Here is an 18,949-nt window from a genome sequence, read left to right on the forward strand (position 1 = left end):
TTGCATTAACTAAGATAAGCCAGACGAGCCCTTCGCTACTTGCGCTTACGCGGCACGCTGGAAGAGCTGGTTCACGAAGCGGATCTCGTTATGGACACCTCGTTTGCAAGTGAGGCAGTGGCCGCGCCGGATCATGCGCATGATCTCGAAGCCCTTGATGGTGGCAGTTGCTGTCTTCATCGTCTGGAAGCCGCGCGTAGGCTTAATGACTCGCTTCAGTGCGCCATGATCTGCCTCAATGATGTTGTTCAGGTATTTCGATGTTCGATGCCTTGTGCTCCTCGGAAGCTTACCACTGTCCTTGAGACGCTCGATCGCTTCAGGATAGGAGCGGAGCTTGTCCGTGGTGATCGATGACGGTGGCCAATCCCGCATGATTGTCAATGCTTTAGCGAGGAAACGTTGCGCCGCGCGTGTGTTTCTGCGGTCTGAAAGCATGAAGTCGATCAGCACGCCATACTTGTCGACAGCGCGGAACAGATACTTCCACTTGCCGCCCACCTTGATGTACGTCTCATCGCTCGCCACGATGTCGAGCCATAGCGTTGATAAGCCCGCACTCGCTTCTCGAGCTCAGGAGCGTAGCGATGAACCCAGCGCATGATCGTGGATGGATCCACCTCCACCCCGCGTTCCTGCATCATCTCAGCCAGGTCCCGGTAGGAGATCCCATACTTGCAGTACCAACGAACGCAAACCAGGATGATCGCGACTGGGAACCGACGACGCTTGAACATGAGCTTCATGCTAACGCTCAGACCAACGCGTTAATGCAACAAAGCCCAGAGTTTCCCTAAGTGATTCTTACCAGCTTATTTTGGCTGAGAGTTGCATTTGACGGGGTAGATTGCTCTGACCTGCACCGGCACCCTTTTCGATTAAGCCGAATGTCGAATCATTGGTGTTGTTATCAGGATTCTCGGACCACAAAGGATGGTTCAACACATTAAAGGCTTCGAGGCGTATCTGCAGGCTGAGTCTTTCAAACAGCGCGAAGTTCTTCGATAGATTTGTGTCAAATTGGTGGCTGCGCGGAAGACGAATGCCTGTGTAGGTCGTGTTTTGTGTCTCTCCATAATTAGGGACCTGCAGGAAGTTGGCCTGGCTGCAGGTGCCATCATAATCAACTGGCACCTGCACAAGAGGATATGCGCCAGAGTTATTCTCCTGATACTTTTCCGTACACGGAGAAACAAGGCGAATAAACCCGTTATCCTTCTGGATGTGGGGGTGCACATAAGGACTGGCGAGTATGTTAGTTCCTGCTGGTATAGCCCACGGTGTACCGGTCTGATAGACGTACAAACTTCCTATCTCCCATCCGCCGATCACACCATCAACAATGCGATTCGTACTACCTAGAAATGTACGTCCTCGGCCAACTGGTAAAAGATAAACTCCTGAGAGAGTGATGCGGTGGGTTCTATCGTTGCCATCAAGACTCCTTGACGGCACACGATACGTCGTATCAGCAAACCCTCCTGCGTCCATCTGCTTCGACCAGGTCCAAGTGCCATGCATGGTGAGGGACTTGTTCCATTTGTGAGCTGCGGTGACTTGGAGAGAGTTATACCAGGTACGCTCATTGTTGAGCTGGTACTCCGTTATATCTCCGAACTGAGGAAAGGAGCGAGTGAAGTTCAGCTGACTGATGGTTGTTGAATTGTAGTAATTCGATCCTTGGAATCCATTAATTCCTTGAAATGGATTAATAGGATTGTTATTCGTGCAGACTTCATACCTTCCACCTAATGCTGGATTACAAGGCGCGTATGCCGCCGCACTCTGGTGATTGATATTGTCACTGCTGTCTCCATTGTAGAGGCGGCTTCCGACATAGGCGATGCTGATCGTGTCATTTCTGCGAAACTGCTGCTCTATCCCGAGAGAGTATGTCCAGAAGCTCGGAATCTTGTAGTGTGGGTTTAGAAAAAATGGACTTTGTCCTAACTGCTCAAGCATCCCGAGAGAAGATCCAGTAGGTTGAATCACTGAGGGATAGAGGTGACTGATGGGATTCGCAAGATTGGGATACGACGTGCTCGGTCGTGTTGGGTCACTTGCCTGGTAGTTTGTCGTAGCGCTGAAGCCATAGGTTGACGGGGCGGCTTGCTGACTTCGAAACGATTCACCAAAACCTCCACGCAGGACCATTCTGTCGTTTAGAGCGTAGGCAAAACCAACGCGCGGCTGAACATTGCCCTTCGTGAGAGCGAACGGTGCACGGGGATTGCCGTTAACACCTAAGTAGGTTATGCCACCAAGGAGTTGGCCGTGACCTGGAACAGTCACTTGGGAATTGATGGGGTTCGTGGCCGTCGTGTTGAATGCGTAATTGGCAAAGTTGTTTCGCTCGGTCTGGGCAGGGGCGAAATCCCAACGCACTCCAAGATTTAGGGTTAGCTTCCTGGTGACCTTCCAGTCGTCCTGAACGAACGGCGCCCAGTAGTGCGAGGAGAAGAATGTTTTCACATTGATGGTGTTACTGCCCGAGGTGAGGTTGCCGAGCAGCAATGAAGCGATAGAATTCCCACTGGCAACATCATACGGTCCACAGCAGTTGGTCTGCGTCCACTGACGATCAACATAAAGACTGTTGCCGCCGCCTACAATGTTGTTCCCCGATTGCTGGAAACGCGCATCAACTCCGGCGTGAATGGTTTGTTTGTTCTTCACCCAGGTTACTGACGGGAAAAGGAGCAGAGAGTTGCTGACCGTTTGCGAATTGTTGTTTGTACCAAGAGAGGCGAACTCGCTGACTTGGATATACGGAAACTCAACTGCGGCTGCAGGGCCCATACCAGCCAGGTCTGCTGAAGATAGACCAAGAGTCGTAGGATCAAAGCGCGGCCCTCCAAACGAATAATCAGCTCTGATGGATACGTTACTGCGAAAGTCCAACAACAGATTGGGGCTGACTGTGTGAGTCTCCTCGAGCGTGAAGGTATGGCTGCGTTCTCCGTGTGGCAGTTGACCGTTGTCTGCCGCGTTGCTGAAGCCGACATAGCTTCGCCTCTCGACTCGTTCCCAATATCCGTAGTGAAAGCTGAATCGATCTTTGGACGATATGTTCTCATCCCACTTCCCGAGGACATTGCGATACCTGTCAGTATCTGCAGCAGCAACGGTGTAGTTATTGGCGAAGGGATTGGAACCTGCGGCAGTTTGCGTGTTGGGCGCGGGATAGTAGGAGAGGATCTTCTGGGCTACAGCATTAATGCGGGATGCTGGAATGACGTTTGCAGCGGGTGTTGGGTTGATAGCGTCAGTTGGACCGAATGGAACGCGTACGTAGGTTCCGTTAGCGTTTTGCGAAATGTTCTGAGGATCTAAAAGACTGATTGGGGCATACGAAGAGCCGGTGTAGTAGACCAGGTTTGTAAAGTCGCCTTTCAGCCAGGCCGGACTTGGGACGGAGTCAGTAACGGTATTTGGTTCGACCTCGTTCCAGTTTTCATACTGCATTGTAAAAAAAGACTTGTCTCGTCCGTTGTAGAGCTTGGGAATGACAATTGGGCCGTCCAATTCGAAGCCATATTGGTCCAACTTGTGCTTTTGGGTGCCGAACTGAGACGTGTCTGTACCGGGCAGCGCTGTAGCTATTTTGTAATTGTTTTGCCATAGGTTGGCGTCGAGAAACGTACGTCGGGCGTACTCATATACATCGCCGTGAATAAGATTGGTGCCCGACTTAAGGATGACGTCCTCGACACCGCCAGAGTTGCGACCAAACCGGGCATCATAAGCATTGGTGACGATCTTGAACTCCTGCACCGAATCAACAGGCGGCACATACGCTATACGTGCGTTTCCTGTGTTATTTGTCGAAGCTGCCTCATTGGAGACTCCATCCAACATCAGCTCTACATTGCCTGAGCCTCCACCGTTGATAGCGGTGTTTGCCTGCGTATCATCAAACGGTCGCTGATATTGGGTCGCTCCCTGGTTCCAGGTCACACCAGCACTCAAAATCGACAGCATGCCAGGATCGCGACCGTTGAGGGGAAGCTCGGCAACACGAGTATTTTCTACGACCTCGCCGGCATCCGCCTTTCCGAAATCGATGAGTGGATCACTGTTAACCGTTACAGTCTCGGAGCTACTCCCAACCTTCAGAGTGAAATTCACAGTTGCTGTTTGATCGACCTGTAAGTTAATTCCCGTATGTACTGCTGTCTCGAAACCTTTTTCTTCGATTGATAGTGTGTAGTTACCCACTTTCAAATAGGGAATGGTGTAGTCCCCTGATTTTGTAGATGTTGTCTTTGTCACTATGTTGGTGTCCACGTTGAGCGCGGTGATCGTAGCCTTCGGAATGACAGCTCCAGTGGAATCGGTCACACGTCCTGTAAACTGCTGAGCGCTCAATAAGCTAGCTGATAGCAATAATATTAATATTAGTGGTACACGAACTACGATCATTTGGCCTCACATCCAAGTTGGCAATCATGGCCACTCGAGTGCTCCTTACTTGATACCTGCGGTTTGCCGTGTTCAACGCGGAAGTTGGGCTGATAACGAACGCGGATGCGGTCACCGAACTCGGAGCGCATCAAGTTGAGTGAAATTCTGGTAAGAGGGAACAGTCGATTCGCCTGCATCCAAATTGTGGCGGTATGCCGCTTGTGGTTTGATCAGTTCGTTTGATACTGGGGATCAAGAACACACTAAGGAAAAAGTAGCAGCATCCGTTGAATAAACACCCTTGTTTACGATCACGTTTACGAACAGTGAGAGCGTTTACGTCAATTTGCCTCCAGACACTTACGGGTTACATACATTGGCAACAGTTTTTTGGAAACGTTTTCAGCGAGCAGAAATTTATTCCCCTGATGAGAAGCTTGTCAACTTAAATATGGAGAGCTATGTTTGCGTTTGATAAGCAAAAGAAAACTTGATCTGAAATCCGATATCCGAATCCATTGCAGCTTCGAGGGCAGGACTCCCTTTTCTTGCTGTGCCGATCGTGCGCTTCCATCCTCTTATGATTAGGAGGATCTGAAGACCCGCGAGTCGCCTCCAGACGCACGCCTGCATTTTCGGTCTTCGGTTCGAGATAATTGCATTCGTTCCAGGAGCTGAGAGTGACCAGGTACGTCAGTGCAACGTATACAACTGCCCTGCCCCGGAAACTTGTGTTCCCGGCGGTGATAATGCTCGTTCGGTCAAGGGCCCCAAAAGTTCGTGCACGCAAAACGGTGTCTTCAGTGACAACGACCGAACTCGCCGAAAACGACGATTTATCGGGAGTGGCCCACGTCTTGAAGTATCTGTAGGAACAGATCTATAGTCGTTCCGCGTGGCTGCTTGCCATGTCTTCGCTTACGAACGATCACGACGCTCCAGGTCTGCATGGCCTTACCTGAGGATCGAAGCTTCAGAATCGCGATCTTTCCGGTGATGGCAAATGACTGCGCTATCGCACGCGGGGCAATGGCCACACCAAGCCCCCTATCAAGAGAGATCGCCTTACAGCCAAGTTCCTCCATCATGGGCGGCAATGCTTGGTCGATCTCCCAATCCGCCACAGGTTCGAGAACTGCTATGCGGACGACGCGTGGACCATCAAATCCGGCCTCAAGGCCGCGGCGCCCAAGACGCTGCTCTACCCTCAGGCGCCACGCAAGTGGGAGGTTGAGCCTTTCCTAATGACCGCGATCGCACTGCGGATAGCAATTACGGTGACCGTCGCCGTGCACCACGCGGGAACCAGTCCCGCCACTTGCGTTAGTTGTCAGAACGAGCTGCATGTTCGACCAAGGGTAATTGCCGTCTTCGCCAGACTTGCACTCGGCATTCTGTAGACCGCCGAGGATGAACGAATCGCAGCCTACAGCTTGTGGGGAGGAGGTCGCTGATCTCATCTTCTCGAACGCCGTAGGCGTGGAACTTCCTAATGTAGTACGTGGCATTTACGATCAAAACTGGCACACGCACTGGTTCCGGAGGGCGAACGAGGGAACCATTGTGCCACGGCCTTGATCGAGTGCAGGCTATCGTTAGCCTTGCCCAAGCTTGGCAGGACCGGCAAATGAAACCTTAATGTCAGCATGATTCTAACCGGGAAATTGACTACACCTAATTGGTCATCTCGCCCCGCACGGCGACACGAGACAATTGACTAGCTGTTTATTGGCGGCTTGTGGGGGTTATCGAGAGATTGTCGAATTGATCGGTGTCGTAGTCGAGAAACCCCAGCCCGATCTGACCGGTCTGGAATGGTATGTCGGAAAGAGCCGTCACTTTCTCTGCGTCGATATAAGCCGTGATCTGGTCCTTGTTGAAGGACAAGCGGTATGTATGCCACGAACCAACACCAATGGAAGTGACCGATCCTTGAGCCAAGTCGGTGTGCTTGCCGTGCGTGTCGGTTTTGAAAAGACTCCAACTGCCCGTATCCGAGACGCGGAAGTAATACCCCTGTTGATGGGACTGCGGGCGCTCTTGGATGCCCGCGCGGCCGATCAGTTCGACGGTGCCGGGTTTGGTGAGAATCGCGTCGACAGATAGCGTGTAGTTCTCCCACGACGGATCGCCGAGCAGCGTGAAAGCGTCGCTATCGTCTTGCCATTCGATAGGCTTCATGCTGTCCATCAGCTGCAGGCACTTGCCCGGCCGTCCCGCGGCGCATCGCTGAATTTCAAAGGAGCCCTGCATGTCGGAGAGATAACGCGCCTCCTGACCAACCTGGTATCCTTCGAAGTTTTCGGAGTAGGGCAGCCTGAGTTCACCCGGTGGCGGAGCTGTCGCCGTTCCTTTCCCGGCGCCAGTCACGGTGCTAAAGGTATAAACGTAACCGGGCAAGAGCTTGAACTGATAGCGGCCCGTGCCGTCCGCATTCAGTTCGGGCAGATGAACGAAGAAGTCGTGGTCGGAGTTCCCATCAATGTTCGTCGCCCAGACCTGAACGGGCTTCGTCGCCGGATTTCCGCTGACGCTGAACGTCAGCAGCGACGGCTCTTTGGCCGCCGCGGTCTCGATAATAGTGCTGTACTCGGCTCCGTCCGGCGATTTCAGCGTGATGTAGCTGCCGTTGGCGCGGTCACCGTCCAAATATCCGCTTGCGCTGTTGAGGAATTGCCAGCCTGGCTGCGTAAATTGAGTCACGTGGGCCGTCGCCCACAAGCTCGTTCCGATACTGTAATTCCCCGACCAAGGCTGCGAAGCCACCATCAACCCCACCGTCGGATAGGGCAGATTGGCCGTAATCGCGGCGACGAGCGGCCAGTTCAAGAAACCGGTCATCTTGGCATCCACATATCCGCGAATGATCGCGCGAATCAGCGGTCCAGTTCCGCTGTTGTCGTCCTGCGAGCCACTTTCACTGTCCCACAGCGGCTTGTGCGTGGCGAGCGCTTCCGGGGTGGAATGGCAGTGGTTCGCGTTACCGCCATCGCCACCTTCGCATGAATAATGAGCAGCGACAATGTCTATGGAGCTGGCAAAGCCCACATCCTTAACCATTTCTTTGGCTTCATCCCAATCGGAGTCGTCTCCAACCACTTGAGTCGCGTAGTGCTTGGCGGCCAGCGCGGCATGCAGATCCTCGTACCACAGCTTGTTAAATCCTCTTTCGTTCCATCCCCCAAGATAATCGATCTTCAGGCCGTGGGATTGCGCGCAACCCATCCAGGTCATTAAGTAGTCAATCGTGTCCTTTGACCAGAAGTTGCTGCCATAGTCGATCCAACCCGGCGCGGTCCAGGCCAGTCCGTACAACTTGATGTTTGGGTTGCGTAATCTAGCCTGCTCCGCCAGCCAGAACTCGTAGCCGGCATTGCAGTTCACCGCGCCACGGGTATGCTCCACACTCGGCTCGGAACCATCCGTGGAGTTAGCGTCTCCGCCGATCTCCAGCTTCAAAATCTGCAGTGCCGCGCCGTATCCCGGCTTGAAGAGATAATCGAGAATCTGGTCGCGCTGGGCCGGAGGATAATCGATCAACAATCGCGAGTTGCCGCCGCCGCCGCTGATCGCGCCTACCCCGCCGAAGACTAGGCCGCTCTCTGCGGTGTCGATATGGACTTGCGTGCTAATTCGCTGCGACGTCTCGCGCGGGGTTGGCGCAGTTTGTTGCGAAGTAGCTGCTTCGCCATAAGACGCAACCGCTATCGCCAGCGACATCACAAGAACAACTCCAACTCGCAGACTATGCATTGCTTCCTAATCTCCTACCGCGTGACCTGTCGCAATCCGGGTACTTGTCAAGACAGCCTAACAGAGAGCCCAGGCGCAACAGCGGGCGTCATGCTAAGGGATTTCACCCTTGGGAAAACCATTAGCCGCCGCGCTACCCCCAACAAACAAAATTTGTCGTGGGGAACGCAGAGGCCGCGCGTATGGGTCGGGTATAAGGTGCACCTCACGGAGAGTTGTGACGACGATGCCCCTCGACTGATCACGAACGTCGAAACTACGCCGGCCACAACCCCGGACGACAATATGGCCGAGGTGGTGCATCGATCGCTTCACGGTCGCAATCTACTCCCCGCGATGCACCTGGTGGACAAGGGATACACCGACGCCAAAGTGCTGGTGAATAGCAATCGCGAGCATGGCATCAACATCATCGGCCCCGTCGCACAGGATCCAGGCTGGCAGGCTAGAGAAAAGTCGGGCTTCGACAAAAGGGCTCTGTTGCATTAACTCTTTTGTGTGCAATTAGCTCTCACGTTGTTCAATCAGGCAGCGACCGTGAAGATATCGAACAGCTTGTTGATGAAACGCACCTCGTCCTTGACGTGCGGCTTGCATGTGAGGCAATGACCTCTGCGGATCATTCGCATCACTTCGAAGCCCTTGATGGTAGCGGCTGCCGTCTTCATCCTCTGAAAGCCCCGTGTCGGACGAATAACTCGCTTGAGTGCTCCATGATCCGCTTCAATGATGTTGTTCAGGTATTTGCACGTGCGATGCTTTGTCGACCCTGACAACTTGCCTTCCCGTTGCAGCCGGCTGATGGCGGCCGGATAAGATCCGAGCTGGTCTGTCGTGATCGACGATGGTGGCCAATGACGCATCGTAGCTAACGCTTTACCCAAGAAGCGATAGGCAGCTCCGGTGTTTCGTCGGTCCGTCAACATGAAGTCGATCAGCCGGCCATGCCTGTCGACAGCCCGGAACAGGTACTTCCACTTGCCGCCAACCTTCACATACGTCTCGTCCACGCGCCACGAGGTCGCCCGGTAGCCTTGGTACCAACGGACTCGCTTCTCCAGCTCAGGTGCGTAGCGATGGACCCAATGCATGATCGTGGACGGGTCTACCTCCACACCGCGCTCCTCCATCATCTCCGCCAGATCGCGATAGGAGATCCCATACTTGCAGTACCAGCGAACACACACCAGGATGATTTCAACCGGAAAGCGCCGACGCTTGAACATGAGCCATCCTAACGTCTCTACGCCACCCAAGCTCCTGGTACCGAGTTAATGCAACAGAGCCGTTTCTTGCGCTGGTCTCCGTCATCAGCGCCTATCTTGCCTTCTCCGGCTATCGTGTTCTGAAGTTAAAGGATCTTGCTCGTGGTGGTTCAGCACGACCGATCGACTGGGCAGCCGCCTGCATAGCCCTCGCCGCATCAGCTTTCCTTGTTGGCTTGGGTTGGTTACGTCCTGCAGCGGTACAGCATATGCAGGTAGTCGCCATAGTGCTCGGAAGCCTGGGTACGCGTGGGATTGTCGCGGACATTTGGCGTTTTATCCGGAAGCCAACTGAAAAGATGTTTTGGTGGTACTCGCATTTGACGAAGTTCATCGCCAGTTACATTGCGGCGTGGACGGCCTTCTCCACCGCTACCCTGAGCCACATCTTCCGGCACGCCGGCATCATTCTCTGGCTTTGGCCCGCAGCGATAGGAATTCCTGCCATTATCCTCACTATGGCTTATTACAAAAGGAAGTTCGCCGTTCGCACAGCTTCTGTTGCCAACGGTCTTGCTCCTGTCTGACAGATTTGAGATCGAGCTTGCGTTGCCGACGATAAGTCCTCATAAACGCAGCTGTCACCAGCTAAGCCGGTTTTGTTGGGGTATACGCTAACCATCCACGTTCAATCAGACACTTTTCCGTATTAATAGAATCCCTATTCCTGTATTCTGACGCAAGATGAGGAAGCCTAGAGAACCTATTTCTACGAAGAAGTCGGCCCGGAGAGCAGGGAAGGGCCTGCAGATAGGGTACCTGCGCGTAAGCGCCGTCGACCAGAGCGAACTTCGTCAGCTCGAAGGCCTTAAACTCGACAAGACGTTTACCGACAAAGCTTCCGGTAAGGACGTTCATCGGCCGCAGTTCGAACTGCTGCTCTCCTTCATTCGGGAAGGGGATACGCTGATTTGTCATTCGATGGATCGGCTGGCTCGCAACCTGGACGACCTGCGCCGAATCGTTCTGGAATTGACCCGGCGTGGCGTCCACGTCCAGTTCAGGAAGGAGCAGCTGACGTTTACCGGCGAAGATTCCCCGATGGCTAATCTCCTGTTGAGTGTCATGGGAGCCTTTGCTCAGTTTGAACGGGAGCTTATCCGAGAACGGCAACGCGAAGGAATTGCCCTGGCGAAGAAGCGAGGAGCGTACGTTGGACGGAAGCGCGCCCTGACACCGGTTCAGGCTGTGGCTTTGCTGAAGCGGGTAGCTGACGGCGAGTCGAAGGCCGCCCTCGCTCGCGAGCTTGGGCTGACCCGGGATACGGTCTACCGTTATATGAGGCGCGGAACGCAAGACAAACCAGCAGGGAGGAGAGGTCAGCGATGATGGATTACGGGATGGATGCCTCGGCACTCGAAGAGTACAGCCTCGGCTATCGGGCGAGACTGGCCGGCATGATGTTGTTGGAGGGCGCTACTGTTGCCTGGTGCTCGGGTTGGGACCATGCGGACACGGATCGCCTGGAGTCTGCACGGCATCGCAAGGTAGTGGACGAAGGCCTGGAAGACAGCTACGAAGCGACTTGGGCCGTCCTCTTCGACGCCGGCAGGGAGGCACGGCTGCATGGAATCGGGTTCGATGAGGGACGAACGCAGCCTTGGCAGGCGGGTTGGGTGAAGACCGACATCAGCGTGGGTGTGTCAGGAAGAGAAGGCAAGGGATGAAGAAGGGAATTCAGCGGGCGCTGCACTGCCGGTGTGGACGGGAGAAGATCCTGGCCCAGGTATGTGCTCAACCTGCTACACCTTGAAGCGGCAGGACGAAGCGTACTTTGGCGGTCTCAGAGAGCAGGTTCTCGAACGAGACGGCTATGCCTGTAGGGTATGTGGAGCGTCCGGACGGCGGAAGCGATCGATTGTTGTCCACCACCGGGTTCCCGGCAAGTCGGTGCTAGGCCTCATGATCTCGCTCTGTCCTGCATGCCACGCCAAGATGAGCCGTACCAGGGCTGTCCTCTCCCACATGCCCCCGCTCCTGTTGGAACTGTGGCGCGAACAGCATCCACGAGCTCATGAACAGACCACGCTGAACTTCAAAGTACGACCTCATCCCTTCAGAACGGAACCACTCTTTGAGGAAGAAAGGGAAGCGGCGACTGCTTCTGCTGGTTCGTAGGCTAAGGTGGCGACATTGCCGATAACCCGTTTCCGAAAACCATAAATCTTGCGACTTTAGATTGTTGAACGAAATTATCGATAAACAGTAAAAATACATTGACAAAGGTGATCCTAACCATCAAATTGAGTGCATAAAGGCATCTCAAGGAGACGATCAATGATGCGACCTGAAAACGAAGCGAGGCTGACCAAGATCAAGAGGATCAGCGTCTTTCTGCGCGTGCTGAGCGTGCTTTATATGGTCAGTTGGGCGTGGATTCTCTGGCTTTTCGCTAGAGGACCTATCTTTTGGCAGGGACCCAATTGGGGCATTGGAACCGCTTGGTATAGCTACAACGGCGTTGAATTCAAGGTGTACAGCCTTGTCACTCGCGAACGCATCCTCGCAGCCATTTTCTTTGCTTTTTACTGGGGAAGCGCCATCCTGTGCGGCCTTCAGCTCTTTCGTTTGCTCGGCTTCTACTCCCGCGGAGAAATCTTCACGAGGAAGTCTGCCGGCCAGCTCCGTCAATGGGGTTTCGCCTGTTTGGCACTGGGCATCTCCAAGCTTAGCTACGCTCTCCTGCCGCTCCTGCTTGCCAACGCCCGGAGCACGCAGGAGGGAGACCTCAGCATGATCGTGAATGGATTCAGCATCGTGGCGATCTCATGGTTCATGGAGATGGCCGCGGAGATGCGGGAAGAAAACGAACTCACGGTCTGACGGAGAACTCAATGCCCATTGTTGTAAACATCGATGTCATGCTGGCACGGCGAAAAATGCGCTTGAATACGTTGGCAGACCTAGTTGGAATCACGGCGCAAAACCTGTCCGTGCTCAAGACAGGACGTGCCAAGGCCATTCGCTTCAGCACGCTCGAACGTCTCTGCGTGGCGTTGGAATGCAAACCAGGGGACTTGCTGGCGTACGAGCAAGGGTCTGCTTCAAATCTAGCTAGAGAGAACCTCAGGTAATCTCTGTCGTGGGTGATCGTTACAAAGCGGTTGGTGCGTCGGCTCATGGAAAACGGAGTTTTCGGAAACAACAAAAATCGAAGTCGCCGAAAACACCGACTTTCGCGGAGGCGCGCCGCCACGCAGGCGCGGGCTGGGGTCAATCGAAGACCTAATCGAAGTTGTCGCGGGTCATTTTGGGGCGGCGGGCCATGCAGTTTGCGTAAAACGATTGCACCCGGTACGGTGTTCGCATGCGACTTCCACTGAGAAAGATAGTTGCGACTCTCACCCTATGCGCTTTGAGTTCCACGATAATGGCGGCGCAACAGCCAGTCCAGTCCTCGTCTAGACAATCAGCTGTGGCAACAAAGGTTGCGACGCTTAGAGCCGGTGACAAAATCAGTGTCCTATTCATGCATGATGCTGAACGTTACGGAACGTTTCAATCTTCGCAACAGGATGAATTTACCTTCCGTGACGTAGACCAGAACGTTGATGTGACGTTCCCTTATGCGGATGTTAAGAAGGTGAAGAGTGGGTATGGCGGTTACAATTCTGTCACCCATAAACACACTGACCACGCCAAGGCATATATAGGAATCGGAATAGCGACTGGCCTAATTGTCGGAGTTGTTGTTGCCGCTGCAGCTGCCAAGAACTAGTAGTTGTGTCAAACCAGAAGCCTAGGCCACGCTTGATTGCAAAGCTTGTACTATCTGTAACCAGTCCTCTAGACGGTGACAGGCCGCTCTTATTTCGGCTGCAGAGGACGGTTCAGCGGGTAAAGCGTTGTGCACGCAAAACGGCATTAGCGGAAAGAACAGCATTGCAGCAGAGGCAAGGTCTGCGCCCGACCGTTACTCGCAGACGGTGCCCAAGTGCCTGGGCGCGGTCAGCATTACCCTCTGGCCCCTTTCGGGGCGGCCCTTCCCCCCTGCTGCACCGACAGAATATCCCAGAGTTAGAGGGAGACCTCACTTGTACGCGGAAAACGGCATTCGCGGCAACTTCGGCTTGTTGTTGCCGAAGACCCGACTTTGCGGAAGCTACTCGAAACGCCGCCTTGTCTGTGGCAGCACGAGCAGAGCGGAACTCAACAGGCTAGGAATCAAAAAGCAGAGCGAGATGAAGAAGCCGAACCCGCCTTCCGACCGTTGCGAAGTCATCCCTCGGGTGAAGGGTGGCGAACAAGAGCCACAATGCAATGCAAAGGATTGTTATGCCTGCTGTCAATGACAGCCACCAAGCCCACGGTTTTCGCCGAGCTAAGCTGACTATCAGGTATCCGGCTACGGCAGCAGCAAGCGCGAAAACCGCACTGTCTCGAAATCGAGATCCGAAGAATGGGATCGCCTGTTTGTCCAACCAAGGCGATGCAGCATAGAAAAGCAAGAGTGAGAAGAACGTGACACCGAACAAACAGACGATTGCTATCGCTGCGTTCCCAGCACTATTTGAAGTCGAAGAGCGATTTTTCGTGTGTTGCTCAGGTTCACCGTCCATCCTCGTACAGTTTAGCTGAACCTCGACACTCCTTGGAAACGGAGTTATGGGAAACTAGGCCCCTTGCAGCGCAACTAGCGCCTCTCCCGACGCGCTACTCTTTGCAAGCCGCTGAGCGCCGGGAGCTCAACAGCGGGCCCCCACTACTAACCTCATCAGTCGTTTATACTTTCGCACATGCAACGAACCGGACTGTGTTGCTCGGTGTGGATGTGGCTTGCCAGCATCATCCTTGTATTATCGGTCGTCACGAGTGTTTCGGGGTGGGGTGCAGGACAGACGACCATCCAGCATCGTTTAGTGACGCCGGGATCGATAAGCGGCCGCGTGACTCTTGACGATACAAACGGTCCAGCGCGGTTTGCCGCCGTTTCGATCCAGCCGGTCGAGCCTTCTTCATCTGTGGCCGATGCAGCAAAGCAGAAGGACGGCGATCCGGGCATCCTAACCGTATCGCGCATCGTGCGTACCACAGTGGATGGGAGCTTTCTGATTTCCCACGTTGCACCCGGTACTTACTACGTAATGGTCGACGCGGATCCGTATCTTTCTGCAGCCGGCTTGCTGACACGCGAGCAGCTGGATCACCCAACCAAGAAGATCGCCGATCTTATGGCAAGGTTGCTCGTCCCGGTTGTTGTGATGTCAGGTAGGAACTCAACGGCGGATGTGCGGCTACATCGGGGAGGCAGCCTTAGCGGAACCGTTCGCTTTGACGACGGGGCGCCGTTCGAGGCAAGTGTGCGGCTTTTCCGCATGGAGGACAAGGGCGTGTGGAAGGAGTTCCATGCCCATCTTTCAGGAGGCAATGCTTCTGTCGACGACCTGGGGCGCTTTCGCTTTGTGGGGCTACCAGAGGGATCGTACCGCGTGAGTGCCACTTTGTCGGTAGATGAGGAGTTCATGTCTCGACGTCGCACTACGATAGAGGGCTGGATGTCACGGAGCCTCTACTCACTCCAGATCTATAGCCCGAATACGACGCGGGAGAAGGATGCGAAGATCTATCAGCTCTCGGATGGACAGGACGAAGAGGGTGTTCAGATTGAGGTGCCTCTTGGAAAACTGCACTCACTTGCGGGATCACTGGTAGAAAAAGCATCAGGACGCCCGATCAATGCCGGCCATGTTTCGGTGTTGTTTGCTGACGACGGGAAGGAACTCATGTCAACGGATGTGAGTGCAGAGGACGACGCATTTCACCTAGCGTTTGTACCGGAAGGGAGCTACACCCTTAGAGTCACCAACGCACGGGATGCCGACAGAATCGAAGTGCTCAACCCATCCGGAGCGGTTCCTCCGTCTAATACAAAGGAGAAGACGTTGCAGAGCTTTGGCCAGACGACACAATCCATCACCGTGACGACCGATGTGCAAGGCCTGCTGATCGCTGTTCCATCGTCCAACCACACTGACGCGGCGGCGGTAGTCAGTCCGGGAGCAGACTCTCTCCCATAGCGTTGGCAGACGGGAGTACAACTGCGCGGAGACCACGTATGAGTCCTAAGGAGTCGACCGGTCCTAAGTCCGGACAAGGAAGATCCGTCCGTTTAACAGAGTGCTTCAATGTTTAGCAGCTTTGACTCCCCCGTCGTTGCCCAAAGTACCGACGTGGCGGGAGTCTCCCGCCGAAGACCGGAGTTGTCGTGGGTGATGCTTTATAGCGGTTACCGCTTGTTCTGACGAGAGATAACGCCGTTTTCAGTCTTTATTGAAATTCGGTCGTGGCACCGTGTGACATAGATAAGTTCTTTGCTGTCGAGCGAGAACCGCAGCGAATCCCCAGCAAACCAACGAGGATTGCCACCAAACTTCCTAAATTGCGTGTCGGCTCGGCCCTGAGGATGGAGTTCTTTTTCCGTCCAGAGATCTTCCAACGTGAAGCGCTGCACAACAGTTCCCCCGTCGGGGCGCCTATGCCTTCGATCCCCGGCGCGTGGCGCTGCTGTTGCTGGGAGGCGATAAGACCGGCGATGGTCGATGGTATGAGAAGGCCATACCGCGGGCCGAGAAGATCTATGCGAAGCACCTGGAGGAGTTGGGATGAAAAGCTGGGCAAAGATTCGTGGAGAAATGCCGCTGGAGAGTCAGGCGCGCCTGGATGCTCGCCTAGAGGAAACGCTGGCGTCGATGCCGCTGGACAAGATGCGGAAGGCTCCTAGCTTGACCCAGGTAGCCGTAGCGGAACGTCTGCATGTCGATCAGGGTTCCGTATCCAAACTCGAAGGCCGAACCGATATGTACCTCAGTACCCTGCGGGAGTACGTGGAGGCTCTCGGAGGCACGCTGGAGCTGAGAGCAGACTTCCCCGATGGGTCGATCAATATCGACCTGCACGCTTCCTAAACTTCCCCGTCGTCGGAGCTGTGGGCAAAGTGGGCGGCGCGTAGCGACGTCCACGGCGGCTTCTGCCGCCGTCTTTTCCATAGCTAAGTCTTTGCTTGGGTTGGGGTGGAGTAGTCGCCTGCCAAAGAGAAACGAAGAACACAACATGATTGCTGCACATGTGACCGCACCATAGCCTGTCGTCTTTGAAGCGGTCCAGTGAATGTCCATGCCAAGAGACCCCAGTAGGACTCCGAAGAAACGAACCGTCGCAAGCAGTAATAAAGGGAAAGAGCAGCAGACGTAAGCCGAGCGCAGATCTACTTGTCGAGATGGCCGTTGCCTCGAAAACCCCGGAGCGTAAGCACAGCACCCGCTACTATGAGCAACGCTGGGAAGGCGAAGAACAACAGGCCTACCGCAGAATGCACACCCATGATGAACATGTGGTGGAGGAATAAACCTAACGTGGCATATGCCGCGACAAGGCCAAAGCCCAATGTCATCAGGCTGCCGCCCACAAATCCGAGCAGAGTATGCCTTGTGGATGGGTTCATGACTTCAATCCTGTTCCTGGTTGCTAGCTGATTTCTTTAACGTGAGAGTCAATCCCGAAGAGCGAGACCTTGAGACATTTGAATGAATCCGAAGAGAACTCTTCGAGCAGTGTCTTGAAGTTTAGAAGTGCACGACGCTCGATTTCCTCACGCCCTTGGCAAGGAGCGCAGGAGGAACTGCACCACATCGCATCTGTAATGGTGATGCAAAATTTAGGCAACTCCGGTCGGTTTTCAAGGTGCTTAAGCGTAGCTTCTTTCATGTCGACCGATTCCCAGGGCAGGGCTGATCGACGTAAGTAGGCACGGGCATACTCGGCAACAAGTCGCGCTAGGTGATCGTTGTGAAGGCGTGGGATGTCACATAATGCAGCGAGTACGACCTTGGCATCTCGATTCTCTGCGTTGGCCAAGCGAACCTGCTGCGCTACATACGTCGCTGCGCTTTTGCGTAACTGCAACTCTGCCCCGTAATGATCGGGGTCGGTGCCAGCGATCTCCCCGTCGGCAAACATGACGAAGTCAATTTCGAACATCAGCTCGACAGCCTGGTAGTCGAGGGAGGAAGTTGAACCTGCTGCCATGATGCCGCCGCCTGCTAACACACGATTGATGAGAGCTTCGTCCACACTGCCAGCCTGAGTCACAAGTAGCCGAGATCCGGGCGACATCACTGGGCGATAGACATCAACCGCATAGCTGTCGCTCGAACTAGTCTTCTTTCGGTTTTTACCCTCAGCATCAACGAACACCCACCGGTAACGCAACGCGGTGATCTCTTTTTCAGATTGATTTTCAATGACAATAGCGGTTTCAGCGGCCTCTGGATCTTGGGCGAAATGTCGAAGGGGAGAGTCTTCCTGCATCTTCTCGAAGACCTTCCGAAAGACGAGGGAATCCTTCTCTCGGTAGGGTGTGAGCACTACGTAATCACTCGGACTAGGAATGAGCTGTAATCGCATGGGAGATCACTCTGCAAAGAACACTCCTATTATGGCGTTTTCAAATCGCCTTTCGCTATGCACGAATCGCCCGGCATCTTTTCCCATTCGGTCGCTCTTGGTGCCTGGTTTGGACCAGAGGGCCAGGCACCGGAAAAGGTCATCCCATCCTCCGCAATCTTTGCGGTGAATGAGTGAGAGCAACACATCGCTGTATAAGCTCGCAGCTCGACCGTAATCTGATCGGGGGCGTCCAGTTTTGCTTTTGCAATCTCTCCATAATGCTCTCGCGTCTGTGCCGGGGGCTGGATGCCATTTGCATATCGCACCCGTCCGGGGATCATGATGTCGTCGGACCACGCGGCCAAAGTTTCATCCTGCTGCTGAGCAATATGCACACAGTTGTTCATCATGCCGCCGCCCTTCTGGAACCACGTTCCCACAAAAGGACTTTTCGTCAATTTTGAGGCTGGGCGCTTGAGCACAACCTCTTTTTGGAACGGGCCTCGCTCGAACAGGCCGGTCCATGTCTGCGATTCTGGGTGCCAGACCAGTTCCACATCCGTTGTAGGGAGATCGGCTTTACCAGTCAGGTGAATCCCTAGCCGATGCCCGTCCCAGCTCGCACCGCCATTCGGTGCGTTGAAAAAGTTGAAGCCAAAGGGCTCTACATCTGGACCCGCGCGTTGGTAGAGGCCGACGGTGAACTCTCCCTCCAATTGAGGCTGGCCTGCGAGACTTGCGGGTGTCCCGTGAATGTATGTGGTCAGGATGATGTTCATGCCCACTGCGCCACCATGACCGTCCGAAACCTCCCATCGCCCGGCCAAGGCTTCTGGGTTAGGTACCAGGGAGGCGTCCTGCTGCGCGTTTCCTACTCCACTCGCAAGCAACACCATCAGGCTAAGACGTATCCAGGTGCGCATGGGGAATCCTTTAGAACCGTCTGCAAGTGACTCTAAATCTGATTCGCGAGTCGTGCCGTTCCTATCGAACGTTTGCGCTTCCAACGCAGGAATCGTTGGAAACTAAAGGTGACTGCGAAGAGCACTAGAGCTGTAGAGATATAGCCGCCAATAAATATGATGATCCATCCCCAATGATGCGAAGGGCTAACGGGGGGAAGTGAGCCTGGCGGCAAAACT

Annotated in this window: 17 protein-coding genes and 2 pseudogenes; 11 read left to right on the top strand and 8 right to left on the bottom strand. The window is 54.3% G+C overall.

The features are described from left to right. Window positions 1-45 precede the first annotated feature (45 nt). The 3 genes and pseudogenes from OHL20_RS24315 to OHL20_RS24325 form a co-directional block, all read right to left on the bottom strand. Window positions 46-737 (bottom strand): annotated as a pseudogene (locus tag OHL20_RS24315) (IS6 family transposase). 67 nt (window positions 738-804) lie between these two features. Further along, window positions 805-4,341: a TonB-dependent receptor gene (locus OHL20_RS24320; protein WP_263385901.1), complete on the bottom strand. Its 3,537-nt coding sequence runs from the start codon at window positions 4,339-4,341 to the stop codon at window positions 805-807. A gap of 899 nt (window positions 4,342-5,240) precedes the next feature. Beyond that, window positions 5,241-5,492, bottom strand: coding sequence for a hypothetical protein (locus OHL20_RS24325; protein WP_263385902.1), 252 nt, complete (start codon window positions 5,490-5,492; stop codon window positions 5,241-5,243). Between the two features lie 12 nt (window positions 5,493-5,504). Here OHL20_RS24325 and OHL20_RS24330 point away from each other — a divergent pair, with 12 nt between their 5' ends. Then, window positions 5,505-5,804 carry a hypothetical protein gene (locus OHL20_RS24330; RefSeq protein ID WP_263385903.1) on the top strand — a complete coding sequence of 100 codons (300 nt, stop codon included), beginning with the start codon at window positions 5,505-5,507 and terminating at the stop codon, window positions 5,802-5,804. 325 nt (window positions 5,805-6,129) lie between these two features. Here OHL20_RS24330 and OHL20_RS24335 read toward each other — a convergent pair whose 3' ends face one another. Continuing rightward, entirely contained in the window at window positions 6,130-8,124 is a 1,995-nt protein-coding gene (locus tag OHL20_RS24335; protein WP_263385904.1) for a family 16 glycoside hydrolase, read from the bottom strand. 231 nt (window positions 8,125-8,355) lie between these two features. Here OHL20_RS24335 and OHL20_RS24340 point away from each other — a divergent pair, with 231 nt between their 5' ends. Beyond that, the gene (locus OHL20_RS24340) at window positions 8,356-8,646 is read left to right on the top strand and encodes a hypothetical protein (protein WP_263385905.1); all 291 of its coding nucleotides are present in this window, start codon (window positions 8,356-8,358) and stop codon (window positions 8,644-8,646) included. 35 nt (window positions 8,647-8,681) lie between these two features. Here the strand turns inward: OHL20_RS24340 and OHL20_RS24345 are convergent, their stop codons facing one another. Next, complete coding sequence (locus OHL20_RS24345; protein ID WP_263385898.1) at window positions 8,682-9,383, bottom strand: IS6 family transposase; 702 nt, start codon at window positions 9,381-9,383, stop codon at window positions 8,682-8,684. A gap of 359 nt (window positions 9,384-9,742) precedes the next feature. Here OHL20_RS24345 and OHL20_RS24350 point away from each other — a divergent pair, with 359 nt between their 5' ends. From OHL20_RS24350 to OHL20_RS24390, 9 genes and pseudogenes are all read left to right on the top strand, one after another. After that, entirely contained in the window at window positions 9,743-9,949 is a 207-nt protein-coding gene (locus OHL20_RS24350) for a hypothetical protein (RefSeq protein ID WP_263385906.1), read from the top strand. A gap of 157 nt (window positions 9,950-10,106) precedes the next feature. Then, complete coding sequence (locus OHL20_RS24355) at window positions 10,107-10,751, top strand: recombinase family protein (RefSeq protein WP_263385907.1); 645 nt, start codon at window positions 10,107-10,109, stop codon at window positions 10,749-10,751. After that, window positions 10,748-11,089, top strand: coding sequence for a hypothetical protein (locus OHL20_RS24360; protein ID WP_263385908.1), 342 nt, complete (start codon window positions 10,748-10,750; stop codon window positions 11,087-11,089). The genes OHL20_RS24355 and OHL20_RS24360 overlap by 4 nt, the downstream gene beginning before the upstream one ends. Window positions 11,090-11,699: 610 nt before the next feature. After that, a complete protein-coding gene (locus tag OHL20_RS24365) occupies window positions 11,700-12,245 on the top strand; it encodes a DUF2975 domain-containing protein (protein WP_263385909.1) in 546 nt (181 codons plus the stop codon). An 11-nt stretch (window positions 12,246-12,256) separates the two neighbouring features. After that, window positions 12,257-12,496: a helix-turn-helix domain-containing protein gene (locus OHL20_RS24370; protein WP_263385910.1), complete on the top strand. Its 240-nt coding sequence runs from the start codon at window positions 12,257-12,259 to the stop codon at window positions 12,494-12,496. 341 nt (window positions 12,497-12,837) lie between these two features. Then, a complete protein-coding gene (locus OHL20_RS24375; RefSeq protein ID WP_263385911.1) occupies window positions 12,838-13,140 on the top strand; it encodes a hypothetical protein in 303 nt (100 codons plus the stop codon). 1,018 nt (window positions 13,141-14,158) lie between these two features. Further along, the gene (locus tag OHL20_RS24380; protein WP_263385912.1) at window positions 14,159-15,439 is read left to right on the top strand and encodes a carboxypeptidase-like regulatory domain-containing protein; all 1,281 of its coding nucleotides are present in this window, start codon (window positions 14,159-14,161) and stop codon (window positions 15,437-15,439) included. 457 nt (window positions 15,440-15,896) lie between these two features. Continuing rightward, window positions 15,897-16,028: pseudogene (locus OHL20_RS24385) on the top strand (type II toxin-antitoxin system RelE/ParE family toxin); the annotation flags it as partial. After that, window positions 16,025-16,327, top strand: a complete 303-nt coding sequence (locus OHL20_RS24390) for a helix-turn-helix domain-containing protein (RefSeq protein ID WP_263385913.1) — start codon at window positions 16,025-16,027, stop codon at window positions 16,325-16,327. The pseudogene OHL20_RS24385 and the gene OHL20_RS24390, both read left to right, overlap by 4 nt. A gap of 299 nt (window positions 16,328-16,626) precedes the next feature. On the opposite strand, the gene OHL20_RS24395 is transcribed toward OHL20_RS24390, so the two are convergent. The 3 genes from OHL20_RS24395 to OHL20_RS24405 form a co-directional block, all read right to left on the bottom strand. Further along, window positions 16,627-16,863, bottom strand: coding sequence for a hypothetical protein (locus tag OHL20_RS24395; protein ID WP_263385914.1), 237 nt, complete (start codon window positions 16,861-16,863; stop codon window positions 16,627-16,629). Between the two features lie 23 nt (window positions 16,864-16,886). Next, window positions 16,887-17,729, bottom strand: coding sequence for a hypothetical protein (locus OHL20_RS24400; protein WP_263385915.1), 843 nt, complete (start codon window positions 17,727-17,729; stop codon window positions 16,887-16,889). 125 nt (window positions 17,730-17,854) lie between these two features. Further along, on the bottom strand, window positions 17,855-18,730 hold the full coding sequence (locus tag OHL20_RS24405) for a hypothetical protein (protein WP_263385916.1): 876 nt from the start codon (window positions 18,728-18,730) through the stop codon (window positions 17,855-17,857). Window positions 18,731-18,949 lie beyond the last annotated feature (219 nt).

It is taken from the genome of Granulicella arctica (assembly GCF_025685605.1).
GTDB classification, from domain to species: Bacteria; Acidobacteriota; Terriglobia; order Terriglobales; family Acidobacteriaceae; genus Edaphobacter; species Edaphobacter arcticus.